Below are 11,442 nucleotides of genomic sequence, written 5' to 3' on the forward strand. Positions count from 1 at the left end.
TGTCATGGGAATATGAATAGCCCCGAATTGTTCTATTGGACTCATCCGACATTCGGTGAAAACTGCGTTTTACTGTGCACTACGTGCGACGAAACTATCAAAGTGGATCGTGCATGAGCGTTTCGCAGTGGCTTTCATCGTCGAGGGAAGCACACTATCTAGCTGGGCATGTCCCGAACGAAGGCAGGTTCTCCCCAAGATCCCCGAGGCGCGCAGCGTTTCGATGAGAGTCGCGCAGCCTCCACGGTTGCCCGCGCTCAGCCTAACCTCGAGGCGGGCGTAGAGGCGATCCGTGAGACGGTGAAGACGCTGAAGCCGGTGCCGGGCGTATACCGCATGCTCGATGCGCGCGGCGACGTGCTCTATGTCGGCAAGGCGCGTAGCCTGAAGGCGCGGGTGGCGAATTACACGCAGGTCAATCAGCTCACGACGCGGCTGATGCGGATGGTCTCGCAATGTCGCAGCATGGAAATCGTCACCACCAATTCGGAAGCCGAGGCGCTGCTGCTCGAAGCGCAGCTGATCAAGCGCTTTCGCCCGCCGTTCAATGTGCTGCTGCGCGACGACAAGAGCTTTCCCTTCATCCTGCTGCGCGCCGACCATGAGTTTCCGCGCATCCACAAGCATCGCGGCGCAAGGCGCGCGAAGGGGAACTACTATGGCCCGTTTGCGAGTGCGGGGAGCGTCAACACGACGCTGAATGCATTGCAAAAGCTGTTCCTGCTGCGCTCATGCACCGACAGCTTCTTCAACAACCGCGACCGGCCTTGCCTCCTCTACCAAATCAAGCGCTGCTCGGCCCCTTGCGTCGATCGAATTTCGGTCGAGGATTATGACGCGCTGGTGAGCCAGGCGAAGGACTTCCTCGCTGGCAAGTCTAGCCAGGTCCAAGCCGATCTCGAAAAGCAGATGGCGAAGGCCGCCGAAGAGCTCGACTTCGAAACCGCCGCGATCCTGCGCGACCGGCTGCGTGCGGCGACGTTCATTCAAGGCAGCCAAGCGATCAATGCAAAGGCAGTGGGCGATGCCGATGTCTTCGCGCTCGCCGCCAAGGGCGGGCAGATATGCGTGCAGGCCTTCTTCATTCGCGGCGGGCAGAATTGGGGGCACCGCGCCTTCTTTCCGAGCCACACCAAGGATGTCGGCGAAGCGCAGGTGCTCGCCGATGTCATGCTGCAATTCTACGAGGAAGTGCCTCCGCCGCCGATGGTCTTGGTCGACCGCGACTTGCCCGAAGGCGAGTTGATGGAAGCAGCGCTCACCGAAATTGCCGACAAGAAGGTGCAGATCTCGATCCCGCAGCGCGGCGACCGGCGCAAGCTGATGGCGCAGGCGAGCCGCAATGCCGTCGACGCGCTTGACCGGCGGCTTGCAGAGACAGGGACCAAGGCCAAGGTCAATCGCGAGCTAGCCGAATTCCTAGAGCTGGGCGAACCGCCCGAGCGGATCGAGGTCTACGACAACAGTCACATTCAGGGCGCAAAGGCGGTGGGCGCGATGGTGGTCGCCAGCCCAGAAGGCTTTGAAAAGTCGCAATATCGCAAGTTCAACATCCGCGAAGCGCAGACCAACGATGACTTCGGGATGATGCGCGAGGTCATGCGCCGCCGCTTCCGCAATCTTGCCGAGAACCCGGATGGCGAGAGTGGCAAAAAGAACAGCCACGAGACGATCTGGCCCGACCTCGTCCTGATCGACGGGGGCAAGGGTCAGGTCTCCTCGGTGATGGAGGTGCTGGAGGAACTTGGTATCGCGGATGAGGTGCCGGTCGTCGGCATCGCCAAGGGCCCGCATCACGGGCGCGAAGGGCGGGAGGTGTTTCACTTCCCCGATGGGCGCGAAAAGACCCTGCCGACCAATTCGCCGGTCCTGTTTTACGCCCAGCGGCTCCGCGATGAGGTCCATCGCTATGTCATCGGCGCGCACCGGGCGAAGAGGTCAAAAGCGATCACCGCGTCACCACTGGACGAAATCCCCGGTATCGGCCCTGCGAGAAAGCGGGCGCTGCTCCTCCACTTCGGTACCGCATCGAAAGTCCGCGCAGCCGCGCTCGAAGACCTGCAACGCGCGCCCGGCGTAAGCGACGCGGTTGCGCGCAAGATATACGATTTCTACCACGCGGGCGGATAGGGGCGGACCGCCGAAAAGGCGAAGGGACCGCGTGTCGCTCCGCGGCCCCTTCTAACCGTTAGGCTAGGTGCTTCAGCGCAAGATGCGGATGCACTGGCCCTGATTGCGGGCTCCGACCACGTCGAGCAGGTCGAGGTCCTTGAGAGCCTTGCAAACAGCGTGGGCATCGCCGTCGGCGAACAGCGCGATGCATGTGCCGACATTGACGCCAATCGCTTCGGCAAGGCCACTGTTGCAAGCTCTTGCAGCCGCAGACTTGCCGCCCGGAGCAGCGAGCGCGGTTGCCGGTGCAACAGCCATTCCCGACAGCCCCAGAGCAACTGGCGCTGCAAATGCAATCATCCTTTTCATGGCAGTTTCCCCCAAACCGACGAAGCGGGACGTCCGCCCCATCCATCGCAACCCCTGAGCGAATTGTGCTCCACGGTTGACGTAGCGTAAACGGTAAATTCGGCCGCTTTTAGCAAGTGCCTGAAACGAGGGAAATCTTGGCGCATCGGTCCTTCAAACAGGGTGAAAGATTCATAGGGCTCTCGCTTGCATGATTGCGCGACTCGCGGGATCGACCGAGGCATCAGCCGTCACGAAAGCATGATTTCTCACGCCAATGTCGCTAGGGGGTGAGCCATGCAATTGCCCGAAGCCAAGGTCAGCGTCGAAACGATCGGCGAAGAGCGCGAACCGCTTGTCATCATCGACAATTTCACCGATCAGCCCGAGCGGCTGCGCGATCTCGGCTATCGCTCGCAATATTATCCTGCCGGAGTCGATTATCCGGGACGCCGCGCGCCTGCGGACCCGTCCTATCTCGATATCAGGCGCGACCTGATGATGCAGGTGATGGCACGAGTTTTCGGCCTCTCGCGGTCAATCCAGTGCGAGGTCGCAGCCTTCTCGATCGTCAGCCTCGCGCCGGGCGAATTGAACGCGCGCCAGAGCATCCCGCATCACGATCATTCCGATCCGGGACGCGTTGCCCTGATGCACTACCTCGATGGACCAGAGAGTGGCGGCACGGCCTTCTATCGCCACCGCCGCACCGGCTTTGAAAAGATCACGCCCGAGCGCGAAGCCGCCTACGCCGCCGCGCTTGCAGAGGACGACCGCGAATTCGGTCCTGTCGAGCCGGGCTATCCCTCAGGAGACAGCGAGCGTTTCGAGCAGATCGGTTCGGTCGAGGCGCGGGTGGACCGCGTGGCGCTGTATCGCGGGCGGTCCTTGCATTCCGGTATCATCCCGAACGCGCACGCGCTGAGCGACAATCCGCGAGAAGGGCGGCTGACGGTCAACATGTTCCTCTACGGAACCTGACCGCCGCCGCCTCTCGCTCATCGGCCGAGCAGGATCGGCATGGGCGGGTCGCTCAGCATCCGGCGGGTGACACCGCCCAGCAGCATCTCGGCAAGGCGCGAGTGGCCATAGGCTCCCATCACGATCAGCCCGCAATCGCGCATCTGGGCTGCCGAAAACAGCGTATCGGAAATTTTCGCTTTATCCTTGGGAATGGAAATTACCTCGCCCTCGATCCCGTGGCGGCTGAGATACATCGCGGCTTCGGTGGGCGGGAAATCGTAGAAGCTCTTCTCGTCCTCTTCGGACACGCAGGCGATGAAGACCTTGCTCGCCTTAGCCAGCAGCGGCAGCGCCATGCGAAGTGCGGTCGCCGCTTCGGGTGAGCCATTCCACGCGATCAGAGCCGGGGCGTTGACCTCGAATTTCTTGGTATCGCCCGGCACCACCAGCACCGGCACCGGGGCCTTGATCGCGAGCTCGCCCACCATAGACGAAGGACCGCGCGAGCCTTCCTCGCCCACGTCGTGCGGGCCGACGATAATGACGTCATGCAGCGCCGATTGTTCGAGCAGCCGTTGTTCGGGCATGCCGTAGAGAAAGCGCCACTCCCAAGCGACGTCTTCGTTGGCGAGGTCGGTCTCGATCTCCTTGCGCAGTTCCTCGGCGGCTTCCTTGATGCGCGGCATCGCTGCTGCCATCGCCGATCCGTAGAAGTCACCAGGTGCGAACACCTCGTAGCTGACCGCCTGAAGGCAGGTGATGTGTCCGCCAGATGCTCGCGCAAGGTCCAGTGCGACCTGCATGCGCGCTTCCATGCAGTGGTCGGCGTCGATGTGAAGAAGTATGGATTTCATAGCTCGTCTCCCAGTGTTGAATTGCATTGTGGACCAGCCCGCACAAGCCAGCATTGATCCAGATCAATTTTCGCGAGATTGGTTTTGCGCAGGTTCTGGATCGCGCTAGGGTGGAAGCGAAGAGGGAGACGCCCGTGACGATCACACGCCATCCGCCGGTCAAGACCAGCCTTGAGCCGTCGAACCACCCCTATCTGTCAGGGCCGTGGACGCCGTGCCACGAAGAGGTCGACGTCGATGAGCTTGAAGTGATTGAGGGCGCGATCCCCGACGATATCGACGGCATCTACCTGCGCAATACAGAGAACCCGGTTCACCAGCCGCTTGGCCGCCACCATCCCTTCGATGGCGATGCGATGGTTCACCAGGTCAGCATTTCGGGCGGCAAGGCCAGCTACCGCAACCGCTTCATCCGCACCCATTGCTTCACCGAAGAGCAGATCGCTGGAAAGTCACTTTGGGGCGGTCTGATGGACCCTCATGGCACGAGTGCGCGGCCCGGTTATGGCGCGCATGAGGGACTGAAGGACACAGGCTCCACCGACATCATCGTTCACGCTGGGACCGCTTACGCGACCTTCTACCAATGCGGGGAGGCGTGGATGCTCGACCCCGTGACGCTCGCCAACAAGGGCAAGGCGCCGTGGGGGCCAGTCGATGGGGTGTCGGCGCACCCGAAGGTCGATGAAGCGACCGGTGAGATGATGTTCTTCAATTATTCCAAGTACGCGCCCTACATGCATTATGGCGTGGTCGACCGTGAGGGGAACCTTGCGCATTACGTGCCGATCCCGCTCCCCGGTCCGCGCCTGCCGCATGACATGGCGATCACGAAGAACTGGTCGATCCTCAACGACATGCCGCTGTTCTGGGACGCGAACCTGCTGGAGCGGAACATTCACGCGGCGCGCATCCACGAGGGCGTACCGACGCGTTTCGCGCTTATCCCGCGCCACGGGGCACCGGAGGACATCCGCTGGTTCGAAGCCTCTCCCACCTACGTTCTCCACTGGACCAACGCGTATGAAGTTTCTGGGTCAGATGGCGACGAGGTCGTTCTCGAAGGTTACTATCAGGACAAGCCCATGCCCGACCCGATCGAGGAAGCGGGCGAATACAGCCACATGATGGCGTACGTGGACGAACACAGCTTCCAGAGCCGCCTCCACCGCTGGCGCTTCAACCTCAAGACCGGCGAAACTACCGAGGAGCGCCTGTCGGATCGCATCGTCGAATTCGGGATGATCAATCCCGACTACCTCATGCAGAAGAGCCGCTACATCTGGTCGACCACCACGCGCCCCGGCTGGTTCCTGTTCAACGGATATGTTCGCCACGATACCGAGACCGGCGGGGAGCAAGTCTATCAGCTTCCCGAAGGCGTCTATGCGAGCGAAAGCCCGATGGTGCCGAGGAAAGGCGCTTCATCCGAGGACGATGGTTACCTCGTGACCTTCCTGATCGACGAGAACACCGGAACCTCGCAGCTTGCGATCCTCGATGCCTCCGACATCGCCAAGGGACCGATCTGCCGCGCCGCCTTGCCGCACAAGATTTCGAGCGGCGTGCACACCTGTTGGGTCGAGCACAGCCAGCTTGCTGCTGACGCTGAATTCAAGCGCAAGGCGCAGGCTGCCTAGGGAAACTCGCCCCTTTTAATCTGTCTCGAAACCACTAGGTGTTTCGCGAGTTTACAATACGAACCCTAAAAACGAACTCAAGCACACTCGAACCAAAGAGGGACCCTACTCATGGCATTCAAACTGATCGACCTCCCCTACGCTGACACCGCGCTTGATCCGGCGGTTTCGGCCGAGACCCTCTCCTATCACCACGGCAAGCACCACAACGCTTACGTGAGCAAGATGAACGACGCGATTGAAGGCACGCCGCATGACGACGCCGCGCTCGAAGATGTGATTTCGGCTGCTCGCGGTTCGAACCAGGGCCTGTTCAACAACTCGGCACAGACCTGGAACCACGGTTTCTACTGGCACTCGATGGCCGGCAGCGAGACCGCTCCGTCCGACGAACTCAAGGCCAAGATCGAAGAAGCTTTTGGTTCGGTCGACGAGCTGAAGAGCCAGCTCAAATCACGCGGCGCAGGCCACTTTGCCAGCGGCTGGGTTTGGCTTGCGGAAAAGGACGGCAAGCTTTCGATCGAGGAAACGCATGATGGCGACACGCTCGCTGACAGCGACTTCAACCCGCTGCTGACGATCGACGTGTGGGAGCACGCCTACTACCTCGACCATCAGAATGCCCGCCCGGCCTATCTCGACGCCGTGGTTGACAACAAGATCAACTGGGCCTTCGCCAGCGAGAACCTCGCGCGCGGTACGACCTGGACTTACCCGAAGTAAGCACTTCGAAAAGCCAACACTTGAGAAACCCGGTCTGCGCTATGCTGCAGGCCGGGTTTTTCTTCGTCGCGAATGATCAGGATCGCAGCCGCCGACCGGCCGCGCCGACAAGCCTCGAAAACGCGCGCCGGATCTCGTCCCTGTGCGGAGCGGGATCGTCGCTCGCCCAGCTGTCGAACATTTCAGGCCTCACGATTGCAGCCGCGCAGAGCAAGAGAGTCCTTGCAGCCCTTCGCAATTGCCCGATGAACCCTTGGCCGGTTTCAGAAAGGCGGTCGATTTCGCCGTCGAGATTGATCTGGCGCGCGCCGCGCAAAGGTGACGGTGTGGGGCCCTTGAACGGTTCCCCGGTGTGCATCGCCCATACGGCCAGGGGAAAGTCGTATCCGGCAGCCACCGCCAATGGAAGCGAGCCCCAGAAGCGCGGGTTCACCTCGACCAGGATGTAGTTGCCGGTACGCTCATCCATGCGAAATTCGAACATGGCGACGCCGTTCAGCCCGGTTGCCCCCGCCATCCGGGTTGCGTCTTCGAGCAAGGCAGGCGAGGGAGGCTCTCCCAATCGCACGGAAGATCGACCCGTTTCGTGGGTCGATGCAAGGCGGCGATGTTGCCACACGAGTTCGATTGAACCGTGCCGGGCAAGGACGGAAACGCCGATCCCGGTGCCGGGAAGATAGTCTTCGACGATGACAGCGCGCTCGCCCAATATCTCAGCGCAGCGGTCAAGCTCAGCCTCGTCTCGGACGATCGACACGGGAGCTTTCGCCGAGCCGCTGCCATGGGCGTAGGACGCAGCCGGTTTCACGACGAGCGGAAACCTGGCCTGATGTTCGCGTTTCCAAGTCGTCAGGCTGTCTGCGCTCTCGCCATGGGCAATCGGGATGCCAAGCGAGGTGGCAAGGCTGCGGGTGGCGCGCTTGTCGGTGAAGATGCGAAGCGCCTCATCACCCGGAAGCGCGAGCAAATCGCGGGCCACGTGATCGACTGCGCGCGAGAGCACGTCGAGGCTGGCGTCGCTCGTCGGGATGATCAGTGAGTAACCCTCGTTCTCGACCAACCGGGCAAGCGCGCTGAGCCACCCGTCAAGGTCGCTGAGGTAGGACGGCATCCGGTGAACCTGCGCTACGAAGCGCGAAGATAGACCCGCATAGCCAAGCTCTGAAGTGGCGACGTCAACCGCAATCCCGGCGCGCCCAAGCGAACGCGCTATCGCCAGGAACACGCCGATATTGTCTGCCAGCACCAACGCCTTGCGAGCGCGTTGCTTGCGTCGAGCGGGCGCGCAGACTCTTGCTCCTTTGCTCAGGTTCTCAGGCTTGAATGGCGAATTCACCGATCCGCCTTCGCGGTTCGCGGGGCTGGCATTGCCCAGGTGCGTTCACCCGTCACGATCCATCGCAGGAACTGCCCCAGTGTCTTTTCATCCGGGTCCAGACCGATCTGGAAGCGGGCGAAGAACCATGCGGAGAAGAAGAACATCGCTGTCGCCCAGGCCTTGGTCAGATCCTCGAGCGAAAGCCGCATCTCCATGTCGTGAGGCATGAGCGCATCGAACACCATCATCACCGCGAACAGCACGACTCCTGCGATGAAATAGCCGGCGGATCGCACCGGAATGCTCGCGGGGCGTGCCAGCAACGCAAGGATCGCCACTTGTACGATGGCCCAGCCCATCATGATGAAATGGTCAGCTATCCCGATCTTGTAAGCGAGCGCCTCGTGAAGCTGGAATCGGTCGTCAAAGGCGAGGAATGCAAACATGCCCGACTGACACCAGGCAAAAAGGTGTGCGCCCTTGGCGCTTTCCTTGCGACCCGAAAGCGCGCCGAAAACCAGGAGCAGGGCCGAGCTAAGCAGCAGGAATGTGCTCAGCGTCGTGTTGACCGCGAAAAATGGTCTGCCGTCTTCTATGTCGCTGAAATAATGACGAACATAATCCTGCGACGTGCTCCACTCGACCGCCAGCAGCACTGCCGAATAGGCAGCGAGCGCGAGAAGGAACAATCGCAAGGCAAGTTTCATGGTCTGGTTCACCCGGGTTTGAAGCGAACCTGCCTAACCTGTTTTCCCTAACAGCCCGTTAGGCTTACCAAATCTTTGCTTATTGCCTCTAACCCATGCGCGCACTGCGCACCTTTGCGCGCGGGCGAAAGCGAGCATTTTGGAGCAGCACGACACATCCGATCCGGCCCCAGCGCCAACGCGCGTTGTTCGCAGTGCTGCGACCGCGATCGTGATCGCGTGGTCGATGCGATTTATCGGCTTGTTTTCGGTCCTGGTCCTCGCGCGTCTATTGACCCCCGCTGATTTCGGGATTGTCGCGCTTGCGGCGGCATTCCTGTCGCTTGCGGAGATCTTTACGTCCCTCGGCCTCAGGCAATCGCTCCTTCGCGTCACAGAGCCGGAGCGCAGCCATTACGATACCGTCTGGACGCTGCAATTGCTGGTGCTGAGCGCCATGGCATTGGTCGTGGCTGCGCTCGCGCCGGTGGTCGCGTGGTTTTACGAAGAGCCTGCGCTTGTCGCTGTGACAATCGTTCTGGCGGCGCGGTTCGTCATCATCGGCTTTGCCAATATCGGCATCACCGATTTCGATCGCAATCTTGAGTTCGGGCGCGATCTGAAGATGCGGCTTTCGGTGCGGCTGACCAGTTTTGCGATCACGGTCGCGGCGGCAGTGCTTCTGCAAAGCTATTGGGCGCTAGTGATCGGATCGGTCGCTTTCGCAATCTGCCACTGCGCCGCGTCCTATATCGCTCATCCCTATCGCCCACGTTTCTCCTTTGCCCGGCGCAAGGAGATGCTGGGAATGTCGCTCTGGATGTTCCTCGCCAATGCAGCGCAGACCATCCACACCGAGATGGAGCGCTTCTTTGTGGGGCGCCTCGGCACGATGAGCGTGACCGGGCTCTATTCGGTTTCGAAGGACCTCTCCTCGATCTTCACACAGGAAGTTGCGACCGCGCTGAACCGGGTGACATTCGTGACAACCGCAAAGACCGGTGAACGGCTCGGAGCCGATCCCTTGCGCGTTGAGACCATGCTCGGGGCCTATGCTCTGATTGCAGCGCCGCTTGGCCTTGGGCTGGCTGCGACAGCGCCCAATGCCGTTGCCGTCCTGCTTGGCGATCAGTGGAGCGCAGCGCCGCCCTTCCTCCAGTTGATCGCGCCAGCCGCCGCCATTTTCGCGGTTCACAAGCTCATCATCTCTAGCCTTCAGGCATCGGGCGGAGCAAGGCTTGCAGCATTCCTCGCAATTGGCGGGGTTGGCCTTGTCGCGACCGCGATCTCGGTGATTGTCGTAATGGGCGGTGGGCCGCTCGACATGGCAAAGGCGGTTCTTGGCGCCTGTGCGGTCATGCTGGCGGCCGGGATCGGCGTGCTTGGCATCGTAGAGCGGATCAACTGGGCAGGACCAACACTGGCAATCCTGCGCCCGTTCGCAGCCGCCTGCCTGATGGGCTGGGCGGTGGCGTCTGTGCCAGATGGCGGGATGGGCGCGCTGCCTGCGCTGATTGTTGAGGTCGCAATCGGAGCCGTGGTATATGGCGCAGCGATCGTGTCGATCTGGGCAATCTCTGGCCGGCGACACGGTGCAGAGGCGCAGGCGCTCACGATGCTGGAGCAATTCTGGCAGGCGCGGCGCACGCAGGGTGAGGGCGCGAAGTAAGCCCCTGACCCCCGGTCATTTTCCTACTCGGATGAGCCGCGCTAGATTGCTGCGGATATCGCGTTGTTGCGGTGAGAAAAGCCGAGTTGGATGCAAAACGAGCGGAAAGTCACACATCCTACACCCCAGTTCCTGAAAAATCAGTTCAGGAACAAGGCTTTGCCGAGAATCCGCAATTTTTCAAACCACCCCTTTGCGTGGTCCAGCTCACCGCTTCCGGCGCCGGATCATCCCTTCTTGCGCGACGCTTGCGACAAGGTCGCCGGAGCGGTTGAAGATGCGTCCTCGGTTGAAGCCGCGACCGCCGCCCGACCATGGACTGTCGGTTGCATAGAGCAGCCACTCATCGGCGCGTGCCTCACGGTGGAACCAGATCGTGTGATCGAGGCTCGCGCCCACCAGCTCGCCGCGCATCCAAGAAAGGCCGTGCGGCAGCGCGCTCGTGCCAAGCAGCGTGTAGTCGCTCGCATAGGCAATCACCGCGCGGTGAAGCGCGGGGTCGTCGGGCAGCGCAGCCGCCGTCTTGAACCAGCTATGCGCCTGCGGGGCCTTGGGTTCGGAGTTCATCCAGTGCAGCTTGTCGGTCGTGCGCATCTCGATCGGGCGAGGGCGGAGCATGAGGGTGCGCTGGGTTTCGGACAGCTTGTCGCCCAGCCGGTCAGCCATTGCGCGGCGCATCTCCATGTCGGACTTGAGGTCCTCGGGATCTGCGACGTCTGGCATCGGCGAGTTCTCGTGAGCGAGGCCTTCCTCGGGCACCTGAAAGCTTGCTGTGAGGTTGAGGATCGGGCTCGGCGCGCCGTCCTCGTTCTCCTGACTGGCGACCACTCGGCGGTTGGCGAAGGAGCGGCCTTCGAAGTCGCGTTCGATCCGGTACTCGATGGGAATGCCTTCGCGCCCGCCGCGCAGGAAGTAGGCATGAAGCGAATGAGCAACCTTGCCGTCAGCTACGCTCGCTTGCGCAGCCTGAAGCGCCTGCGCGACCACCTGACCTCCGAAGACACGGCCAACGCCGCCCTTCTGCGGAGAGCCGAGGTAGATGTCGGAGGAGCGCTTCTCGACGGTGAGGAGGTCGACGAGGCCAGCGACAAGGCGGGCGGGATCGGGGCTATCGGTCATGGCATTCGCA

At 61.6% G+C, this 11,442-nt stretch carries 10 protein-coding genes; 5 read left to right on the forward strand and 5 right to left on the reverse strand.

Features of this window, described 5'->3' with window-relative positions; translation table 11 throughout:
- Positions 1-168 precede the first annotated feature (168 nt).
- Positions 169-2,130: an excinuclease ABC subunit UvrC gene (uvrC, locus tag NAP1_RS01770; RefSeq protein ID WP_007163497.1), complete on the forward strand. Its 1,962-nt coding sequence runs from the start codon at positions 169-171 to the stop codon at positions 2,128-2,130.
- Positions 2,131-2,202: 72 nt separating this feature from the next.
- Here the strand turns inward: uvrC and NAP1_RS01775 are convergent, their stop codons facing one another.
- Positions 2,203-2,481, reverse strand: coding sequence for a hypothetical protein (locus NAP1_RS01775; RefSeq protein ID WP_007163498.1), 279 nt, complete (start codon positions 2,479-2,481; stop codon positions 2,203-2,205).
- A gap of 276 nt (positions 2,482-2,757) precedes the next feature.
- On the opposite strand from NAP1_RS01775, the gene NAP1_RS01780 reads away from it, so the two are divergent.
- Positions 2,758-3,441, forward strand: coding sequence for a DUF6445 family protein (locus NAP1_RS01780; RefSeq protein ID WP_007163499.1), 684 nt, complete (start codon positions 2,758-2,760; stop codon positions 3,439-3,441).
- Positions 3,442-3,458: 17 nt separating this feature from the next.
- On the opposite strand, the gene NAP1_RS01785 is transcribed toward NAP1_RS01780, so the two are convergent.
- On the reverse strand, positions 3,459-4,277 hold the full coding sequence (locus NAP1_RS01785; RefSeq protein ID WP_007163500.1) for a universal stress protein: 819 nt from the start codon (positions 4,275-4,277) through the stop codon (positions 3,459-3,461).
- A 134-nt stretch (positions 4,278-4,411) separates the two neighbouring features.
- On the opposite strand from NAP1_RS01785, the gene NAP1_RS01790 reads away from it, so the two are divergent.
- Positions 4,412-5,917, forward strand: a complete 1,506-nt coding sequence (locus NAP1_RS01790; RefSeq protein ID WP_040464634.1) for a carotenoid oxygenase family protein — start codon at positions 4,412-4,414, stop codon at positions 5,915-5,917.
- A gap of 111 nt (positions 5,918-6,028) precedes the next feature.
- Positions 6,029-6,640 (forward strand): superoxide dismutase, encoded by a 612-nt coding sequence (locus NAP1_RS01795; RefSeq protein ID WP_007163502.1) that lies wholly within the window; start codon positions 6,029-6,031, stop codon positions 6,638-6,640.
- Between the two features lie 76 nt (positions 6,641-6,716).
- Here NAP1_RS01795 and NAP1_RS01800 read toward each other — a convergent pair whose 3' ends face one another.
- Positions 6,717-7,976, reverse strand: a complete 1,260-nt coding sequence (locus NAP1_RS01800) for an ATP-grasp domain-containing protein (RefSeq protein WP_007163503.1) — start codon at positions 7,974-7,976, stop codon at positions 6,717-6,719.
- Entirely contained in the window at positions 7,973-8,665 is a 693-nt protein-coding gene (locus NAP1_RS01805) for a hypothetical protein (protein ID WP_007163504.1), read from the reverse strand. Before NAP1_RS01805 ends, NAP1_RS01800 begins: the two co-directional genes overlap by 4 nt.
- Positions 8,666-8,804: 139 nt before the next feature.
- On the opposite strand from NAP1_RS01805, the gene NAP1_RS01810 reads away from it, so the two are divergent.
- Positions 8,805-10,313 carry an oligosaccharide flippase family protein gene (locus tag NAP1_RS01810; RefSeq protein WP_007163505.1) on the forward strand — a complete coding sequence of 503 codons (1,509 nt, stop codon included), beginning with the start codon at positions 8,805-8,807 and terminating at the stop codon, positions 10,311-10,313.
- 207 nt (positions 10,314-10,520) lie between these two features.
- Here NAP1_RS01810 and NAP1_RS01815 read toward each other — a convergent pair whose 3' ends face one another.
- Positions 10,521-11,432: an acyl-CoA thioesterase II gene (locus NAP1_RS01815; RefSeq protein WP_007163506.1), complete on the reverse strand. Its 912-nt coding sequence runs from the start codon at positions 11,430-11,432 to the stop codon at positions 10,521-10,523.
- Between the last annotated feature and the right edge of the window lie 10 nt (positions 11,433-11,442).

Source organism: Erythrobacter sp. NAP1, assembly GCF_000152865.1.
Lineage (GTDB): Bacteria > Pseudomonadota > Alphaproteobacteria > Sphingomonadales > Sphingomonadaceae > Erythrobacter.